This is a genomic window from Streptomyces anulatus (assembly GCF_014650675.1).
GTDB lineage: Bacteria > Actinomycetota > Actinomycetes > Streptomycetales > Streptomycetaceae > Streptomyces > Streptomyces anulatus.
In genome coordinates, this window is sequence record NZ_BMVK01000006.1 from 25488 (window position 1) to 44514 (window position 19027).

Genomic DNA, 19027 nt, shown 5'->3' on the forward strand with positions numbered 1-19027 from the left:
ACGGTCGAAACGGCGTTTATGCGACCGGTCCCGTGCGAGGTCGGGTCCGTGCGGGTCCGTATCCTCCGCCGCCCGGTGTGCGCACCACGAGCACGTCTCCGGCGTCCAGTTCGGCGGTGTCGCAGCCCTCCAGCGGTACCGCTTCGCCTCCGGCCCGCTCGATGTGCTGCTCCCCGGGCGCCCCCGGCTCCCCGCCGCCGGCTCCGTACGGCGGGACGCGGCGGTGTCCGGAGAGCAGGGCGACCGTGACCGGTTCCAGGAAGCGGATTCGACGCTCGACGCCGTCGCCGCCGTGCCACCGCCCCGCTCCCCCGCTGCCGTCCCGGACGGTGAAGCCCTCCAGCAGGACGGGCAGCCGCCACTCCAGGATCTCGGGGTCGGTGAGCCGGGAGTTGGTCATATGGGTCTGTACGGCGTCGGCTCCGTCGAAGCCGTCCCCCGCTCCGGATCCGCTGGCGATCGTCTCGTAGTACTGGACGTGGTCGTTGCCGAAGGTGAGGTTGTTCATGGTGCCGGAGCCCTCGGCCTGGCCGCCGATCGCTCCGTACAGGGCTCCGGTGACCGCCTGGGAGGTCTCCACGTTGCCCGCGACGGTCGCCGCCGGGTAGGCGGGGTCGAGCATGGAGCCGGGCGGGATCGTCACCTTCAGGGGTTTGAGGCAGCCGCTGTTGAGCGGGATGTCCTCCCCGACGAGGGTGCGGAAGACGTAGAGGACGGCGGCCATGACGACGGACCGGGGCGCGTTGGCGTTGCCGGGCTGCTGGGGCGAGGTTCCGGTGAAGTCGAGGTGGGCGCTGCGGGCGTCCCGGTCCACGGTCAGCCGTACCTGGATCAGGGCCCCGCTGTCGGTCTCGTAGCGGCAGTGGCCGTCGTGCAGTCCGGCGACGATGCGGCGTACGGACTCCTCGGCGTTGTCCTGGACGTGGCCCATGTAGGCGTCCACGACGTCGGCGCCGAACTGGTCGGTCATGCGCCGCAGTTCGGCGATGCCCTTCTCGTTGGCGGCGATCTGGGCGCGCAGGTCGGCGAGGTTGGTGTCCGGGTTGCGGGAGGGATACGGGGCGGAGGTGAGCAGGTCGCGGGTCTCGTCCTCGCGCAGCCGGCCGTCGCGGACGAGCGGCCAGTTGTCGAAGAGCACCCCCTCCTCGTGGATCGTCCGGCTGAAGGCGGGCATGGAGCCGGGGGTGATGCCGCCGATCTCGGCGTGGTGCCCGCGTGAGGCCACCAGGAAGCGCAGGCGGTCCGGCTCTCCTGCTCGGCCCTCGTCGAACACGGGGGTCACCACGGTGACATCGGGCAGGTGGGTGCCGCCGTGGTACGGGTCGTTGACGGCGTACACGTCGCCGGGGCGCAGGCTCCCCTCGTTGCGCCGCAGGACCTCCTTGATCGACTCGCCCATCGAGCCGAGGTGCACCGGGATGTGCGGGGCGTTGGCGATCAGGTTGCCCTCGGCGTCGAACAGGGCGCAGGAGAAGTCGAGGCGCTCCTTGATGTTGACCGAGTGGGCGGTGTTCTCCAGGCGGACGCCCATCTGCTCGGCGATCGACATGAAGAGGTTGTTGAAGACCTCCAGCATCACCGGGTTCACCCGGGTGCCGACGGCGGTGCGTTCGGGCCGGGGGCGGCTGCGGGTGAGGACGAGGTGCCCGGCCGGGCCTGCTTCGGCCGCCCAGCCGGGGTCGACGACCGTGGTGGCGTCGTCCTCGGCGACGACGGCGGGCCCGGTGACGGTGTCGGCGGGGCGCAGGTCCGTCCGGCGGTACAGCGGGGCCCGCTGCCATCGCCCCTCGGCGTACAGGTGCACGGTGTCGGCGGGGCCCGGAGGGGTGCCGGGGCGGTCGTCGCGCGGACCGGAACCGGTGGCGGGCACGGTACCGCCGGTGGCCCCGGTGGCTTCGGTGGCCCCGGTGGCTTCGGTGGCCCCGGTGGCTTCCACCGAGACCGTCTCCACGACGACGGGCTTGTCCATCGTGAAGCCGAACCGGGCCCGGTGGGCGGCGGCGAACGCCTCCGCCATGGCGGTCTCCGTGTCCAGGTCCACCGGCAGCGCCGCGTCCGTCCCGGCGTACCTCAGCAGGACGCGGGCCCGGGTCGTGATCGCGGAGTCCGGTGTTCCGTCGGCGCGCAGGGCTTCGCGGGTACGGTCGGCCAGCTCCGCGCAGAGCCTCTCCACGCGCTCCAGGGCGGCCCGGTCGAGCTCCTCCTCCACGGACTGCTCGCGCATGGCGGTGGCGTCGGCCAGGCCGATGCCGTACGCGGAGAGCACCCCGGCGAGCGGGGGGACGAGGACCGTGTCGATGCCCAGGGCGTCGGCGACCGCGCAGACGTGCTGGCCGCCCGCGCCGCCGAAGCCGGTGAGGGCGTAGCGGGTGATGTCGTGGCCGCGCTGCACGGAGATCTTCTTGACGGCGTTGGCCATGTTGAGCACGGCGATCTCCAGGAAGCCCGCGGCGGCTTCCGCCTCGTCCGGTCGCCGCCCGGTGGCGCGCCCCACCTCGTCGGCGAGCGCCGCGAACCGCGTCCGCACCAGGTCGGCGTCGAGCGGGAGGTCGCCGCCCTCGCCGAAGACCGCCGGGAAGTGGCCGGGCTGGACGCGGCCGAGCATCACGTTGGCGTCGGTGACGGTGAGGGGACCGCCCCGGCGGTAGCAGGCGGGGCCGGGGTCGGCGCCGGCCGAGTCGGGGCCGACCCGGTAGCGGCTGCCGTCGAAGTGCAGGACGGAACCGCCGCCGGCCGCGACGGTGTGGATGCTCATCATCGGGGCGCGCATCCGGACCCCGGCGACCTCGGTGCCCAGTTCCCGTTCGAACGTGCCGGCGTAGTGGGAGACATCGGTGGAGGTGCCGCCCATGTCGAAGCCGATGACACGGTCGTATCCCGCCTGCCGCGATGTGCGGACCATGCCGACGACGCCTCCGGCCGGGCCGGAGAGGACGGCGTCCTTGCCCCGGAACCGGGCGGCCTCGCGCAGGCCGCCGTTGGACTGGAGGAACATCAGGCGGATCCCGTCGAGGCGGGCGGCGACCTCGTCGACGTACCGGCGCAGGACGGGTGAGAGGTAGGCGTCGACGACCGTGGTGTCGCCCCGGGGGACGAGCCTGATCAGCGGGCTGACCTCGTGGGAGCTGCTGACCTGGGTGAAGCCGGCCTCACGGGCCGCGTCGGCGACGGCCCGTTCGTGGGCGGGGTGGCGGTAGCCGTGCATCAGGACGACGGCGGCGCTGCGCAGACCGTCGGCGTGGGCGGCGCGCAACTGTGCGCGTACGGGGTCGAGTTCGAGAGGGCGTACGGTGCGGCCTCGTGCGTCGAGGCGTTCGGGGACCTCGATCACGCGCTCGTGGACGGATTCGGGCAGGACGATGTGCCGGTCGAAGAGGCGGGGCCGGTTCTGGTAGGCGATCCGCAGCGCGTCCCGGAAGCCTTCGGTGATCAGCAGGACCGTCGGTTCGCCCCGCCGCTCCAGCAGGGCGTTGGTGGCGACGGTGGTGCCCATCCGGACGGCGGCGACCCGGTCGGCGGGCACCGGCTCGCCGGGGTCCAGGCCGAGGAGCAGCCGGATTCCGGCGACGGCCGCGTCGTCGTAGCGGTCGGGGTCGTGGGAGAGGAGCTTGCGGGTGATCAGGCGGCCGTCGGGGCGGCGGCCCACCACATCGGTGAAGGTGCCGCCCCGGTCGATCCAGAACTCCCAGCGTCCGGTCATGGCGCCATTCTGTGCCCGCGCCCGCGGGCGCGCAGGACTGCGGGCGCGGGCCCGGAAGACTGCGGGCACGGGCGCGCACGACTGCGAGCGTGCGGGTCAGCGAGGGCCGGACCGGGAAAGCGGTCAGTCCAGGAAGAGCGCCGCCAGCCGGGGCAGATGCCGGTGTGCCGCGTCGGCGTCCTCGGCGTCCCAGCTCTCCCCCGCGGGGTCCGCCGGGCGTATGCGGTCGCGCAGCGCCGCTTCCACGGCGGCGTCGAGGGAGGCGGTCTCGCCCCGGAGGCGGCGGTAGGCCTCGGCTGTCGGGGTGTTCAGGGACTCGTATCCGATCCAGCCGCTCTCCCCCCGGCTCATCCGGATCACCACCGGCAGTCCGGCCAGGGAGTCGGGATCGGCCACCGCCCGGGTGAAGATCTCCCGCCCGAGCAGGGCGAGCCCGTCGCGGAAGTCCATGAACCCGTCGTCGCCGCAGCCGCCCTCGATGAGATACGCCGCGTTCCACAGGGGCCGGCGGTAGGCGGACCGGGTCACGTCCACCGCTGTGACGGCGAACGCGGCGATCCGTTCCGGCTCCAGGGCCGCGAGCACGTCGGTCAGGGCTCCGGGCAGGGGGTCGTCGGGCGGGTCCCGGTCGTCCGCCCGGTCCCCGGCCGCTTCGCGGGCCCGTTCGACGAGCCCCCACCACTCGTTGATGTCCATGCCGGAAAGCCTAGGAGGAGGGTCTGACAACGACCCTCCTCCCGGGCCCGCGGTCAGAGGGCCGGTGCGTCCGGGCCGATCCGGCTCCGTACCGCCGTCTGGACCTCGGCCTCCTCGGCCGGGTCGGTGGCGAGGCGGCGCAGGCGTTCGGCGACGCGGACGTCTCCGGTCTCGGCGTGCAGGGCGGCCACTTCGCGGGTGGTCTCCTCGCAGTCCCAGAGGCACTCCACCGCGAACCCGGTCGCGTAGGACGGGTCGGTGGCGGCCAGGGCGCGCGCGGCCCTGCCCCGCAGGTGCGAGGAGGACGTCTCGCGGTAGACGTGGCGCAGCACGGGGGCGGCGCAGGCGATGCCGAGGCGGCCCGCCCCGTCGACCAGGGTCCACAGCCGGGGGGCGTCGGGTCCGTCGCCGCGTACGGCCTCCCGCAGCGCGCCGAGGACTTGGGGAGCGTCCTGGGCGGTGCCTCGGCAGGCGAGCACTCCGGCGGCCGAGGCCCCGAGGGCGTCGGGGCGGTGGGCCCAGCGCCGGGCCCGTTCCACGGCGTCGTCGCAGGTCATCCGCTCGAAGGCGGCGATGGCCGTGTCGGCGACGGTGCGGGCCGGGCTGACGGCGGCGGCCTCGATGAGGTCGAGGACGGCGGGGTCGCCCGCCTCCGCGAGGTAGTGCAGAGCGGCGCAGCGGGCGCCTTCGGGGCCGCTGCGGGCGGCCTCGACGATCAGGGGCAGGTCGTCGGGTCCGGCGACGGCGGAGAGGCAGCGGGCCGCGGGGACGTGCAGTTCGCTGCCGCGTTCCAGGGCCTGCTGGGCCCAGTCGAAGACGGCCTGGACACTCCAGCCGGGGCGGGGACCCCCGGGGCGCATCTGGCGTTGCCATCGGTCGAACGAGCCCTGTTCGCCGGCGGCCCTGACCCGGGCGCCGACCGCCGCGCGCGGGTCGTCGGCCCACAGCCGCCAGGGGCGCGGCTCGAAGGAGTCCCGTACGGCGGCGGCGAGATCGGCCGAGCCCTGGTCGGTGTCCGGGAAGCGGGCGAGGACGGGCAGCGCGAGGGAGCGCAGGCCGGCGTCGTCGTCGCGCAGGGCGAGCTCGTCCAGGGCCCAGGCCCAGTTGGCGCCGGTCGCCGCGTAGCGACGGAGCAGGGCCAGGGCGTCGTCGCGTCCGTAGGAGGCGAGGTGGCCGAGGACGGACAGCGCCAGACCGGTCCGGGAGTCGTCGGTATCGATGTGGTCGTCGGGATCGGCGAGGTGTCGCTCGATCTCCTCGATACCGCCGTCGAGGTCGAGGTAGAGGCGCGCGTAGTAGAGGGAGCGGTTCTCCACCTGCCAGTCGTGACGGGGGTCGCTCACGACGCAGTGGTTGAGAGCCGCGAGGGCCTCGGGGCGTGGTGCGGCGAGCGCGTGGAGCGTGCCGTCGCCGCGGCCCCTCTGCAACAGGCCGAGCAGGGTGCCGCTCGGCGCTATGAACGGATCGAACATGGGAGAAAGCCTCACATCAAGCTGTCGACGCAACCGGGACTGTGCAGTGCCCCGCGCCTCTCGGGACGCGGGGGTGTCCGGGGGGACACCGTTACGCCGCGCAGTGACATGATCGGCCGACCGCCGTCTTTCGCCTGGTGTAGAGCATCTTCCTCTGCCTCTCGTCGGTGGCCCTGAGCGGGCCCGCGACGTCATGATGACCCAGCCATTTCGCCACCGCGACCACATTTACGACGGACCGGTCAGCGGAGCCCACGGCGGACGCGCCCGGGGGCGAGCCCGCCGGCGCCCTACCGGGCACCGAAGCGTTCCAGCAGGTCGGACTTGCCGAACATCCGGGCCGTGTCCAGCGCGGACGGCGTTCCGGCGGCCGGGTCGGCGCCGGCGGCGAGCAGGGCGTCGATGACGGCGTCCTCGCCCTTGAAGACGGCTCCGGCCAGCGGGGTCTGGCCCCGGTCGTTGGCCCGGTCCGGGTCGGCCTCACGGGCGACGAGGGCCGCGACCGTCCCGGCGTGCCCGTGGTAGGCGGCGAGCATGAGCAGCGTGTCGCCCCGGTCGTTGGTGAGGTTGGCGGGGACTCCGGCCTCGACGTACGCCGTGAGCGCCTCGGTGTCGCCGGCGCGGGCCAGGTCGAAGACCTTGGTCGCCAGCTCGACCACCTCGGGATCAGGGGTTTCGCTCATCGGACGGGCCGCCTTCCTTGACTGCTGCCGCGGGTGTCACCGCCGCGGTTGACCTGGTGGGGAGTACGGCACGGGTCCGTACGAGTGAATCGACAGGGTACTGCTCCCGGGCCGACATGACCCGGCCCGGATACGGCAAGGGATCACCGCGGCTGATCCTGCCCGGCACGGACGAGGTGATGCCGCTCTCCGGGGGCCGACTTCTGTGGGCCAGTCAAGTGAAAGCGCAGGATATTCACTCGATTGCACCTTTTGTCGTATAGATACTTCTCGTGATCCTGGAAGGACTCATGGTGACTGTCCCCTTCAACCAGGAGAGAACCGCTCATGATCCTTTCCATCTCGGGCGTGGTACTGCTCGCCATCGTCGTCTTCCTGTTCTTCAAGAAGGACGGGCTCAAGGCCTCCCACGCCATCGTCTGTGCCCTGTTCGGCTTCTACCTGGCCGGCACCGCCATCGCACCGAGCATCACGGCGGGCGGGGCGAGCCTCGCCGGCCTGCTGGGCGGGATCAAGTTCTGACGCTCCGCAACCGCTCCCACCCCTTCAGGAGACCGATGTGGCCCGGCGACCACTCCCCCGCATTCTGAGCAGCGGCAGCGCTTCGATCACTCGCAGCAGAGAGATCGCGCGCACGGCCGCCGACAGTGCCACCGATGTCCTCCATCCGCTGATCACGGTGGTCCGCGGGCTACGGCTGCTGGCCGTGTCCGGCCGGCAGAAGTGGGTCGCGACGCCCAAGGAGCGGCGTGGTCCCAAGCTGCTCCTCGGCGCGGCCTGCGTGCTGGTGGTGGCGCTCGTCCCCTACGGGCCGATCCTGACCCTGGTCACGGTGATGGGCGCCGCCGCGTGGAAGGGGCGGGAGCGGACCCCGGTGAGAACCGGGCCCGCCGAGTCGGAGACCGCGCGCCTGCGGTCGCTGTACGAGGCGCTCGTGCCGTACTTCTCGACGGCCGACGACCCCGATCCGCTGTTCGCCCACGGCGGCGACTGGGCGAAGGCGTTCGACGGGTACGCCTTCGACGCCGACGGGCGGCTCACTCGCCTGCGGATCTCCTACCCCGCGTACTTCACGGACGGCGAGGCGGCCGCCCGCTCCCGGATCGAGCAGTTGCTCCACACCAAGTCCGGCCGGGGCCGCGAGTACCACTTCGGCTGGGACGAGGAGGCCAACCGTCTCGTCATGACCGTGCTGGACGCGCTCCCCACGACGATCGCCGCCCAGCGCTTCGTCACCGCCCCCGGCGAGACGGTGCTCGGCTTCACCGACCCGGACGCCGTCTCGCGCACCGTCCCCGTGCGCGACGGCGACATGACGGTCGACGCCTCGCCCGTGGTCTGGCGGACCGGCGGCCGCTCCACCGAACCGCACCTGCTGGCCGTCGGACAGCCCGGCGGCGGCACCACCACCCTGGTCCGCTCGATCGCCCTCCAGGCCCTGCAGAACGGCGACGTCATCGTCGTCGACGGCAGCGGCACCGGTGAGTACGGCGCCCTCGCCGGGCGCAGCGGCGTCCTCGCCGTGGAGTCCGGCCTCGGCGGGGCGCTGGCCACGCTGGAGTGGGCGGCGCACGAGACGGAGCGCCGCCTGATCGCCGCCAACCGGGCCCGGCAGAGCGGCCACCGGGTGCCGGACGACATCCTGCGCCCGCTGTGGATCCTGCTGGACCGCCCCGGCGTCCTCGGCCACCTCGCGGTGGCCGACGGCAGGCCCGACCCGCTGGAACTGCTCCGGATCCCGCTCCGGCACGGCCGGGCCGCCCAGGTCACCGTCGTGCTGGCCGAGCAGTTCGACGCGCTGGACACCCTGACCGAGACCGTACGGACCCACACCCGCGCCCGCGCGGTCCTCGGGCCGGCCTCCCGCGAGCAGATCGAGGCCGTCCTCGGCGCCGAACCGCACACGACGCCGCCGCACGAGGTCCCCCCGGGGCGCGGTTACGTCCGCCTCGGCGCGGGCCCGGTCCTGCGGCTCCAGGTGCCCGCCACCCCCGACCCGTACGACGATGCCACCGGCGACGCGCACCGGCAGGCGGTGCTCGACCTGCTGCCCGGCCGGCACTCCGCGATGGAGGCGACGCCGGTGCGGGAGCCCGCCGACGAAGGGCCCGCGACGGAGCAGGTCCCCGTGGCGGTGGAAGCCCCGGCCCGTACGGCCGAGGCCGTTCCGGTGGAGGCGATGGTCGCCGAGGCCAGGCCGTCCGAGCCGCTGGCGAAGGCGCAGCCGGCGGGCGCCGAGAGCTGAACGGGGAGCCCGACATGGCACTGCGGGCGGGGAGCGGACCATCGACGGTCCGCTCCCCGCCCGCAGTCGTCTCCGCTAGGGGGTTCCTTGCCGGTCAGGCCACGAAGCTGCGCGGGGTGTCGGCCCCCACGCCCGCCCCGGAGCGCACCAGGTCCACCGCCGCGGCCAGCCGTACGGCCGCCTCGTCGGCGACCGGCCCGCTGACCGTGAACGGCAGCCGTACGTACCCCTCGAAGGCCCCGTCGACCCCGAAGCGGGGGCCCGAAGGCACCCGGACGCCGACCCGTTCACCCGCCACGGCCAGCCGCGATCCGGAGAGGCCCCCGGTGCGCACCCACAGCGTCAGACCTCCGCGTGGCACGGCGAACTCCCAGTCCGGCAGCTCCCGGCGCACCGCCGCGACCAGGGCGTCCCGGTTCTCCCGCGCCTGGCTCCGCCGGACCTCGACGGCCTGTTCCCAGCCGCCCGTGCCCATGAGCCAGTTGATGGCGAGCTGTTCCAGGACGGGGGTGCCCATGTCGGCGTAGGCGCGGGCGGCGACCAGGCTGCGGATGACGTCGGGGGCGGCGCGCACCCAGCCGATGCGCATTCCGGCCCAGAAGGCCTTGCTGGCCGAGCCGACGGTCAGGACCGTGCTGCCCGCCGGATCGAAGGCGCAGACCCGGCGCGGCATGTCGATGTCGGCGTCCAGGCGCAGCTCGTTCATGGTCTCGTCGACGACCAGGACCGTTCCGGCGGACCGGGCCGCGTCCACCAGGTCCCGGCGCTGCTGCTCGTCGGCGAGCGCGCCGGTGGGGTTGTGGAAGTCGGCCACCACATAGGCGAGCCGGGGCGCGGCGTCCCGCAGCACCTGGCGCCAGCGGTTCATGTCCCAGCCGCCGAGCCCCTCCTCCATCGCGACCGGGACGAGACGGGCGCCCGTCTCGCGCATCAGCTGGAGGATGTTGGCGTAACTGGGGGACTCGACCGCGATCCGTTCGCCGCGGCCCGCGAAGAGGTGACAGATCGCGTCGATGGCGCCCATCGCGCCGGTGGTGACCATGATCTGTTCGGGCATGGTCGGGATGCCGAGCGCGGTGTAGCGGTCGGCGATCATCTGCCGCAGGGCGGGCAGTCCGGCCGGGTAGTCGCCGTGCGTGTGGGCGTACGGCGGCAGCTCCTCCAGCGCCCCCTGGACGGCGCGGGTCAGCCAGGGCTCGGGCGCGGGCAGGGCCGCGCAGCCCAGGTCGATCATCGAGCCGAGCGACTCCGGCGGCAGCGGTTCGAGGCCGCGGGCGGGCAGCGGGTTGCCGGCCGGGACGGCGGTCCAGCTGCCCGCGCCGCGCCGGGACTCCAGGAAGCCTTCGGCGCGCAGCGCCTCGTAGGCGGCCGCGACGGTCGTACGGCTGACGGCCAGGGCGAGGGCGAGTTCGCGCTCTGCCGGGAGCCGGGCGGCGACCGGGACGCGGCCCTCCAGGACGAGCAGCCGCACACCGTCGGCGAGCGCACGGTAGGCGGGCGGCTTGCGGCCGCCCGGTCCGGTGGGCCGCGCCTGTTGCGACCGGAGCTGCCGGGCGAGCTGGGCCGCTCCCACCGTCGATGTCCACTGCGCCATCGAAATCAGTCCACCTTCCTCGAATTGGCCATAGTTGGCGACCGATCCCCTGCCACAGAGTGACATGAAGCAGTCCACTACCACTACAGCAGGGGGCACGACGTGGCCAGGACCACCGGCCGGAGCACCACTCATCTCACCCGGCGGCTGGTCCAGCTGTACGTCGGCCTCACGCTGTACGGGGCGAGTTCCGCGCTCCTGGTGCGGGCCGAGCTGGGCCTGGAGCCGTGGGGTGTGCTGCATCAGGGCCTCGCGGAGCTGACCGGGATATCGATCGGCGTGGTGTCGATCATCATCGGCGCGGTGGTGCTGCTGCTGTGGATCCCGCTGCGCCAGCGGCCGGGGCTCGGCACGGTCTCGAACGTCTTCGTGGTCGGGCTGGCGATGGACGGGACGCTCGCCGTGGTCGGCGACCTGGACGGGCTCGGGTTCCGCGTTCCCGTGATGGTCCTGGGCATCGTGCTCAACGGGGTGGCGACCGGGCTGTACATCGCGGCCCGGTTCGGGCCGGGGCCGCGCGACGGGCTGATGACCGGGCTGAACCGGGTCACCGGGCGCTCCATCCGGCTGGTCCGCACGGCGATCGAGGTGGCGGTCGTGGTGACCGGCTTCCTGCTGGGCGGCTCGCTGGGGGCGGGCACGGTGCTCTACGCGCTGGCCATCGGCCCGCTGGCCCAGTTCTTCCTGCGGATCTTCGCGCTCCCCGAGCCCGCCGGCCCGGGTGCCGTCGTCGCTCCGGACGAGCCGTCCACCAGCGCGCCGCCCGCCGGTTCCGGCCCCGTTGCCGACCCGGCATCCGGGCAGGCCATACTGCCGCAGTGAATCCGAGCCACCCCTATCTCGACCACCCGACGCCGATCGCCTTCGCCCATCGCGGCGGGGCGGCGGACGGCGCGGAGAACACAGCGACCGCCTTCCGCCGGGCGTCCGAAGCCGGCTACCGCTACTTCGAGACCGATGTGCACACCACGGCGGACGGCCGTCTCGTCGCCTTCCACGACGCGACGCTGGACCGGGTCACCGATGCCCGGGGCCGGATCTCCGCGCTGCCCTGGAGCGAGGTGCGCCGGGCCCGGGTCGGGGGCGGCGAACCGCTCCCGCTCTTCGAGGAGCTGCTGGAGGAGTTCCCCCGGGCCCGCTGGAACGTGGACCTGAAGGCGGAATCGGCGCTGGAGCCCCTGCTCGACCTGATCCGTCGCACCGACGCCTGGGACCGGGTCTGCGTCGGCTCGTTCTCGGAGGCCCGGGTGGCCCGCGCCCACCGCCTGGCGGGCCCCCGGCTGGCCACCTCGTACGGGGTGCGCGGCGTCCTGGCGCTGCGCCTGCGTTCGTACGGCATCCCGGCGCCGCTGCGCTCGGGCGCTGTCTGCGCCCAGGTCCCGGAGCGGCAGGGCTCCGTCCCGGTGGTGGACGCCCGCTTCGTCCGCACGGCGCACGCCCTCGGGCTCCAGGTGCACGTCTGGACGGTGAACGAGCCGGAGAGGATGGCGGCGCTCCTGGACCTCGGCGTGGATGGCATCATGACCGATCACATCGAGACGCTGCGTACGGTGCTATCCGAGCGGGGGGCATGGTCCTGACGCCCGGTCCGTCCACGTCCACAGGGACGACCGAGGGGGCGCGGCTTGAGCACCGGGACCACAGGGAAGGCCGATCCGTCCGGGCAGCCGCCGGATGACGCGGCAGCGGCCGCCCGCAGGCGGGAGCAGCACGGCTGGTATTTCTACGACTTCGCGTGCTCCGTCTACTCCACCAGCGTGCTGACCGTCTTCCTCGGTCCGTATCTGACGTCGATCGCCAAGGCGGCGGCGGATCCCGACGGGTTCGTGCACCCGCTGGGCATACCCGTGCGCGCGGGCTCGCTGTTCGCGTACTCCGTGTCGGCGTCCATCGTGGTGGCCGTCGTGCTGATGCCGATCGTGGGCGCGGCGGCGGACCGCACGGGGCGCAAGAAGCCGCTGCTGGCGGCGGCCGCCTACACGGGGGCCGCGGCGACGGCGGGGATGTTCTTCCTGGACGGCCACCGCTATCTGCTGGGCGCGTTCCTGCTGATCGTGGCGAACGCCTCCATCTCCGTGTCGACGGTCCTGTACAACGCCTACCTGCCGCAGATCGCCGAGCCGGAGGAGCGCGACGCGGTCTCCTCGCGCGGCTGGGCCTTCGGCTACACCTCGGGCGCCATCGTCCTGATCCTCAACCTGATCCTGTACACCGGCCACGAGTCCTTCGGGCTCACGGAGTCCGACGCGGTGCGGATCTGCCTCGCCTCGGCCGGTCTGTGGTGGGGCGCGTTCACTCTCGTACCGCTGCGCCGGCTGCGCGACCGCCGGATCCCGCCGGGCGGCGAGGGAGCGGTCGGATCCGGGTGGCAGCAGCTGAGAGCGACCCTGCGCGACATGCGGCGCCACCCGCTGACGCTCTCCTTCCTGCTCGCCTATCTCGTCTACAACGACGGGATCCAGACGGTGATCTCGCAGGCCTCGCTGTACGGCTCCGAGGAGCTGGGCCTGGATCAGACGACGCTGATCGTCGCCGTGCTGCTGGTGCAGATCCTGGCGGTGGCGGGGGCGCTCGGCATGGGGCGGCTCGCCCGGACGCACGGCGCGAAACGCACGATTCTGGGGTCGCTGGTGATCTGGACCCTGATCCTGATCTCCGCCTATCTGCTGCCCTCCGACGCTCCGGTGTTCTTCTTCGTCCTGGCGGCGGCGATCGGACTGGTGCTGGGCGGGAGCCAGGCCCTCTCACGGTCGCTGTTCTCGCATCTGGTGCCGCGCGGCAAGGAGGCGGAGTACTTCTCCGCGTACGAGTTGAGCGACCGCGGACTGAGCTGGCTGGGGCCCCTGGTGTTCGGTCTGGCGTACCAGCTGACCGGCAGCTACCGGGACGCGATCATCTCGCTGATCGTGTTCTTCGCGCTCGGCGCGGTGCTGCTCGCACGGGTCCCGGTGAGGCGTGCGGTGGAGGCCGCGGGCAACCCCGTGCCGGAACGGATTTAGACGTTGAACTCAAAGGGCGGTAGTATACGTCTTTGGCCTGCCCGGAGGACCGTTACTGCCAGTGGAAGCGGCCCAACCGTTGAGTGACAACATTCACCAGAGGTGACAAACCGGGCATGGGCGGGTACTCAACCCAGATAAAGCAGCGGCACGACGGGCGACGCATGACCGGCAACGGGAATCTTTACCGCCGACCGGACGTTGACCGGATGACGACGACAGCGACATTTTGTCCTGTGGGCGACAAGCCCGGGAGGCACGATTCATGAGTGAGCGAGCTCTCCGCGGCACGCGACTTGTGGTTACCAGCTACGAGACGGACCGCGGCATCGATCTGGCCCCGCGCCAGGCGGTGGAGTACGCATGCCAGAACGGACATCGATTTGAGATGCCGTTCTCGGTAGAGGCAGAGATTCCGCCGGAGTGGGAGTGCAAGGCGTGCGGCGCCCAGGCACTCCTGGTGGACGGGGACGGCCCCGAAGAGAAGAAGGGCAAGCCGGCGCGCACGCACTGGGACATGCTCATGGAGCGGCGCACCCGCGAGGAGCTGGAGGAGGTGCTGGCCGAGAGGCTGGCGGTTCTGCGCTCCGGAGCCATGAACATCGCCGTGCACCCGCGGGACAGCAGGAAGTCTGCCTGACCGCGTAACACCGCACAGCAGCACAGCACCAAGAGCCGCGGGCCGTGACACAGAACCTGTGTCACGGCCCGCGGCTCTTCGGCATGCCCCGAGGGATCGTCCCGACGGCACGGCCCCGGTGCGGCCGGGCGCCGGTGCGGCCGAACCGGTGCGGCCGGGAGCCTTCCGTCAGGGTGTGAGGGGCGGGCGGGGGCCCCGAGGGTCGTCGTCGGGCCCGGAGGGCGCCTGGGAGCCGTCCTCGCGGATGACCTCGCCCTGGACGACCTTGCCGTCCGGCCGGTGCATCCTGGCCTGCTGGAAGGCGTCCGAGAGGCCCCCCGGCGTCGCGGCCCGCATACGGCGCTCCAGCGAGCGCTCCGCGTAACGGCTGACCATGGTGCGCACCGGTGGCACCAGCAGGATCAGCCCGGCCGCGTCGGAGATCAGACCGGGGATCAGGAGCAGCAGCCCGCCCAGCATCAGCAGCCCGTTGCCCCGGGAGCCCTTGCCGCCCGCGGGGGCGGCCGGCGGCGTGGCCGGAGCGCCGGGCTGCCCCGGCATCTGCTGGAGGGTCTCGGTGAGGTTCTTGAAGGCGCGCCGGCCGGCGCTCTTGATCACCACGGCGCCGAGCACGGCCCCGGCCACCAGGATCAGCAGCACGACGAGGCCGCCCGCGGCCGAGGCGACCAGGGTCAGCAGCCAGATCTCCAGGACCAGCCAGGCGGCCAGGGCCAGCGGCAGGAATCTACGGGCGCGCGAGCGCCGGGGACGGGTCGGGGGCAGAGTGCCGGTCGTCATGTCCCCAGTGTGCCTGTACGGGCGTGCAAGCGGCGTAAGGGGGTGATCATGAAGCCGGTCGGGCGACGCCCTCATCCGCCGGTCAGGGGCTCAGAGGGTCTTGCGGCCCAGGACCTTGTTCGCGCGGGAGGTGATGCCCCAGCCGGTGACCCGCCACAGCGCCTCGACGAGGATGTCCCGGCTCATCTTGGAGTCGCCGATCTCCCGGTCGACGAAGGTAATGGGGACCTCGACCACGTGATAGCCCGCCTCGACCGCGCGGCGGGCGAGATCCACCTGGAAGCAGTAGCCCTGCGAGGCGACCTCGCCCAGTCCGAGACCGTCGAGCGTCCCGGTGCGGAAGGCGCGGTAGCCGCCGGTGACGTCCCGGACGGAGAGACCGAGGGCGAGCCGCGAGTAGAGGCTGCCGCCGCGCGAGATCACCTCACGGCTCTTGGGCCAGTTGACCACGCGACCGCCCGGCACCCAGCGGGATCCGAGGACCAGATCGGCGCCCTTGAGCGCGGTGAGCAGCCGGGGCAGCTCCTCGGGCTGGTGGGAGCCGTCGGCGTCCATCTCGACGAGCACGCCGTAGCCGTGCTCGGAGCCCCAGGCGAAGCCCGCGAGGTAGGCGGCGCCGAGCCCTTCCTTGCCCTTGCGGTGCAGGACGTGGACCTGGTCGTCGGCCGCGGCGATCTCGTCCGCCGCCTTGCCGGTGCCGTCGGGGCTGTTGTCGTCGGCCACCAGGATGTCGACATCCGGGACGGCGGTGCGCACCCGGTCGACGATCGGCCCGATGTTCTCGACCTCGTTGTAGGTCGGGATGATCACCAGAACCTTGCCGAGCGGGCCGAACTGCCTCTGACCGCCGTCGTTCACTACTGCCCCTTAAAGTCCGTACACAGGGGGACACCATATCCAGCACATCGCCGCCGGGCTCCGACGCGGTCGCGCGGGCGTGCGGCGCGGCGCGGACAGACCCGTGGAACTGCGGACAGAACACGGGTCCACGACACGGTGCCCCTCCCCTGGGAGAGAAGCGCGAGAGAAAGCGTCGGAACTTCGGATCGGGGCCCGGCGCCCTTCGGGCCGACCTGGGACCCGCTGGCTGCGGGTCGACCGAAAGCCGTTGTCTACTGAACGTCCGGGCCCCACCCGGGTCCCACCCTCCGTCCGGCTGAAACCTTCCCTCGCCCCCGAGGCGCGGGCGCTGAACCTGGCTGTCAGCGGTGGTGCGCCGGTGCGGCACACCACCTCATGACCCAGCGGCGTTCGACGACTGCGTGGAGGTTTAACCGGTCGGACGTCCTGTGGTGGACCCGGCCGAACCTACCGGCCCGTGGGCGCTTTCTGTCAACAGCCGTGCGACCTGCGACTTTTTCCGATATTGCCTGGTTAGTGCCGAGGGGCCGCAGGTCGCGGACCGGTGATCGGGCCATCGATCGGCGGTACGAAATGTCCCGACGTCACTCGTTCGGTCGTACGTAGACAGTTTGTCCGAAGACCACGGTCCGCAGGCAGACGGGAAGGTCGGCACCGGGGTCGAGATCCGGCAGACCGGGCGTGCCGGACCGGGGGTCGGTGGACCATCGGGCGACCCGGTCGTCGGGGGCCTGGACCAGGAGTTCGGCGGTGCGCCAGACGGCGTAGTCGGCCGGGGCGCCGGGCACCAGGAGGCCACCGTCGTCACGGCCGACGGCCCGCCAGCCGCCGCGGGTGTGCGCGGTGAACCCGGCGCGGACCGAGATGCGGTGTTCCGGGGTGCGGTGGTGGGCGGCGGCCCGCACGGTGCCCCAGGGGTCGAGCGGGGTGACCGGGCTGTCGGAGCCGAAGGCCAGCGGCACTCCGGCGCGCAGCAGCGCCGCGTACGGGTTGAGGGTGGCGGCCCGCTCCGCGCCGAGGCGCTCGGCGTACATCCCCTCCGGGCCGCCCCAGGCGGCGTCGAAGGCGGGCTGGACGGAGGCGGTGAGTCCCAGTTCCGCGAAGGCGGCGATCGTCTCGGGGGTGAGCATCTCGGCGTGTTCGACGCGGTGGCGGGCGGCCCGGATCCGATCGAGGCCGAGCGTCCCGGCGGCGGCCCTGATGCCGTCCACCACGGCGGTGACCGCGGCGTCGCCGATGGCGTGGAAGCCCGCCTGGAGGCCCGCCTCGGTGCAGGCGGTGACATGGGCGGCGATCCGGGCGGCGTCCAGGTGGGCGGTGCCGGTGTGCGGGTCGTCCGCGTAGGGCCGGTGCAGGCAGGCGGTGTGCGAGCCGAGGGAGCCGTCGACGAACAGGTCGCCGGCCGCGCCGATCGCGCCCAGTTCGCGGATGCGCCGGGCGTCCTTCTCGTCGGCGATCTCCTCGGCCCAGAGGCCGAGGACGCGCGGCCCCGGCCGCTCGGCGGCGAGGGCCAGGAGGGAGGTGAAGTCCTCCTCGTCGGAGATCTCGGGCCCGCCGCACTCGTGCACGCTGCCGATGCCGAGGGAGGCGGCGTGGTCGAGGGCGGCGCGCTGCGCGGCGGCCCGCTGGGCGGCCGGGAGCGCGCCGTGGGCGGCGGCCCGTACCGCGTGGTGGGCGTCGCCGGTCAGCGGCGCGTCGGGGTGGTAACCGGTCATCGCGGTGACGCCGGGGACGAGGTCCAGCAGGGCGGTCGTGACGATCGCGGAGTGCACGTCGATCCGCGGCAGGTACAGGGCCCGGCCGCCGGCCGCCCCGTCGAGCTCGGCGCGCGAGGGGTGGCGGCGCTCGGGCCAGCGGGCGGAGTCCCAGCCGTGTCCGAGCAGAACGTCCCCGGCAGGGCGCCCCTTCGCGAACGCACGGACGAGGCCGAGTGCCTCGGACAGCGTGCGGGCGCCGGAGAGGTCGAGCCCCGTCAGGGCCAGGCCGGTGGCCGTGGTGTGCACATGGGCGTCGGTGAACGCCGGGGTGACCAGGGCGCCTTCGAGGTCGACCACCTCGTCCACGCCGCTCGCGAAGGCGTCGGCGGCTCCTTCGGACCCCACCCAGGCGACATGCCCGCGTTCGACGACCATCGCGGTGGCGAACGGGTCGGCCGGGCTGTGGACGTCTCCGCCGCGCAACAGCACGGTGCGGTGTTCGGGGGCGCTCTGGGGGGCGGTGCTCTGGCTCATGGGACCAGTCTCGCGCCTGTCGGCCGCCGCCCGGTCCCCGGCCCCCCTCACGGAGCGGCGGCCCGCCGTTCAGATACGCGGGGGCCGGGCCTCGTACGGGGTGGACAGGACGACGGTGGTCCGGGTGGACACGCCGGCGAGCGTGCGGATCCGGGTGAGCAGATGCTCCAGCTCCAACGGGGTCGCCACGCGCACCTTCAGGATGTAGTTCTCGTCCCCGGCGACGCTGTGGCAGGCCTCCAGTTCGGGCACCCCGGCGAGCCGTTCGGCGATGTCGTCGGGTGCGCTCGGGTCGAACGGCTTCACCGAGATGAACGCGGTGAGGGGCAGCCCGACGGCCTCGGGGTCGACGACCGCGGCGTAGCCGCGGATCACCCCGCGCTGCTCCAGTCGGCGGACGCGCTGATGAACCGCCGAAGTGGACAGGCCCGTGGCCTTGCCCAGGTCGGTGTAGCTCATCCGCCCGTCCTTGACGAGCAACTCAACGATCTGACGGTCCAGCTCCTCCATGTGGATCAACCTATGGCCCCGGGCACCGCTCGGCACAGTCGCGCGGGTCACGGAACGGCACCTGCGGGCAGCATGTGACGAATGCCACAGGTCCACGGGTCGGTAGCGGGCCGCCTCGCGGTTACCGGCGATCCGCGACGGGAAGTGCTTGCTGTGGTCGAGGCCGTGGCGCCTTGTGGCCCACCCGAGGGGGGAATTTCCATGCAGAGCCTGAAGCTCACCGAACGTACCGAACCGGAGCCTGTCGATCCGGACGACGACGGTAGCGCCGACGCGTACGACATGTTCGAGATGGTCCGGGTGATCTGCCCGGACTGCGCCCAGCCCATCGCGCTGCTGGCCGACGAGGACGTCCTGCCGGAGCACGCCCGGTGCCCCACGCCGTGGAACCCCTTCGTCCTCACCGTCTGCGCCGGAACCGGCCGCGGCGTGAGCGAAGCCCGGCCCGCGGACGAGACGCTGGAGCTCCAGGAGCAGGAGGCGGGGCTGCTGTTGACGCTCCCCCAGGGGCTCGACTGGCGGATGCAGCCCTTCTCGCACGCCGGCGGACCCGGCTCCCGTCCGCTGCGTGTGCCGTGGATGCGGCACGAGGCCGCCTGACCCGTACGCCGTACGCCCT

General features: G+C 72.9%; 16 protein-coding genes. 7 read left to right on the forward strand and 9 right to left on the reverse strand.

What is annotated here, in order from left to right; genetic code table 11:
• Positions 1–16: 16 nt before the first annotated feature.
• The 4 genes from IE272_RS16570 to IE272_RS16585 form a co-directional block, all read right to left on the reverse strand.
• Positions 17–3700 (reverse strand): hydantoinase B/oxoprolinase family protein, encoded by a 3684-nt coding sequence (locus IE272_RS16570; RefSeq protein WP_190007188.1) that lies wholly within the window; start codon positions 3698–3700, stop codon positions 17–19.
• Between the two features lie 123 nt (positions 3701–3823).
• Positions 3824–4396, reverse strand: a complete 573-nt coding sequence (locus IE272_RS16575; protein WP_050359327.1) for a DUF4240 domain-containing protein — start codon at positions 4394–4396, stop codon at positions 3824–3826.
• Positions 4397–4449: 53 nt separating this feature from the next.
• Positions 4450–5868, reverse strand: a complete 1419-nt coding sequence (locus IE272_RS16580; protein WP_073745126.1) for a HEAT repeat domain-containing protein — start codon at positions 5866–5868, stop codon at positions 4450–4452.
• A 290-nt stretch (positions 5869–6158) separates the two neighbouring features.
• On the reverse strand, positions 6159–6551 hold the full coding sequence (locus tag IE272_RS16585; protein ID WP_047175649.1) for an ankyrin repeat domain-containing protein: 393 nt from the start codon (positions 6549–6551) through the stop codon (positions 6159–6161).
• A 327-nt stretch (positions 6552–6878) separates the two neighbouring features.
• Here IE272_RS16585 and IE272_RS16590 point away from each other — a divergent pair, with 327 nt between their 5' ends.
• Complete coding sequence (locus tag IE272_RS16590) at positions 6879–7073, forward strand: hypothetical protein (protein ID WP_003970432.1); 195 nt, start codon at positions 6879–6881, stop codon at positions 7071–7073.
• Between the two features lie 37 nt (positions 7074–7110).
• A complete protein-coding gene (locus IE272_RS16595; RefSeq protein ID WP_190007189.1) occupies positions 7111–8796 on the forward strand; it encodes a hypothetical protein in 1686 nt (561 codons plus the stop codon).
• Between the two features lie 94 nt (positions 8797–8890).
• On the opposite strand, the gene IE272_RS16600 is transcribed toward IE272_RS16595, so the two are convergent.
• Positions 8891–10390 carry an SCO1417 family PLP biosynthesis transcription factor gene (locus IE272_RS16600; protein WP_050359330.1) on the reverse strand — a complete coding sequence of 500 codons (1500 nt, stop codon included), beginning with the start codon at positions 10388–10390 and terminating at the stop codon, positions 8891–8893.
• 102 nt (positions 10391–10492) lie between these two features.
• On the opposite strand from IE272_RS16600, the gene yczE reads away from it, so the two are divergent.
• From yczE to IE272_RS16620, 4 genes are all read left to right on the forward strand, one after another.
• The gene (gene yczE, locus IE272_RS16605; RefSeq protein ID WP_056703338.1) at positions 10493–11212 is read left to right on the forward strand and encodes a membrane protein YczE; all 720 of its coding nucleotides are present in this window, start codon (positions 10493–10495) and stop codon (positions 11210–11212) included.
• Positions 11209–11970, forward strand: coding sequence for a glycerophosphodiester phosphodiesterase family protein (locus tag IE272_RS16610; RefSeq protein WP_057661607.1), 762 nt, complete (start codon positions 11209–11211; stop codon positions 11968–11970). The genes yczE and IE272_RS16610 overlap by 4 nt, the downstream gene beginning before the upstream one ends.
• Positions 11971–12015: 45 nt before the next feature.
• Positions 12016–13389, forward strand: a complete 1374-nt coding sequence (locus IE272_RS16615) for an MFS transporter (RefSeq protein ID WP_073960330.1) — start codon at positions 12016–12018, stop codon at positions 13387–13389.
• A 265-nt stretch (positions 13390–13654) separates the two neighbouring features.
• A complete protein-coding gene (locus IE272_RS16620; protein ID WP_003959706.1) occupies positions 13655–14029 on the forward strand; it encodes an RNA polymerase-binding protein RbpA in 375 nt (124 codons plus the stop codon).
• 168 nt (positions 14030–14197) lie between these two features.
• Here IE272_RS16620 and fxsA read toward each other — a convergent pair whose 3' ends face one another.
• From fxsA to IE272_RS16640, 4 genes are all read right to left on the reverse strand, one after another.
• Positions 14198–14806, reverse strand: coding sequence for an FxsA family membrane protein (gene fxsA / locus IE272_RS16625; RefSeq protein WP_190007190.1), 609 nt, complete (start codon positions 14804–14806; stop codon positions 14198–14200).
• Between the two features lie 90 nt (positions 14807–14896).
• Entirely contained in the window at positions 14897–15664 is a 768-nt protein-coding gene (locus tag IE272_RS16630) for a polyprenol monophosphomannose synthase (protein ID WP_050359335.1), read from the reverse strand.
• Positions 15665–16251: 587 nt separating this feature from the next.
• Complete coding sequence (locus IE272_RS16635; protein WP_050359336.1) at positions 16252–17898, reverse strand: amidohydrolase; 1647 nt, start codon at positions 17896–17898, stop codon at positions 16252–16254.
• A gap of 69 nt (positions 17899–17967) precedes the next feature.
• Positions 17968–18408, reverse strand: coding sequence for an Lrp/AsnC family transcriptional regulator (locus tag IE272_RS16640; protein ID WP_010057405.1), 441 nt, complete (start codon positions 18406–18408; stop codon positions 17968–17970).
• A gap of 201 nt (positions 18409–18609) precedes the next feature.
• Here IE272_RS16640 and IE272_RS16645 point away from each other — a divergent pair, with 201 nt between their 5' ends.
• Positions 18610–19008, forward strand: a complete 399-nt coding sequence (locus IE272_RS16645; protein ID WP_190007191.1) for a hypothetical protein — start codon at positions 18610–18612, stop codon at positions 19006–19008.
• Positions 19009–19027 lie beyond the last annotated feature (19 nt).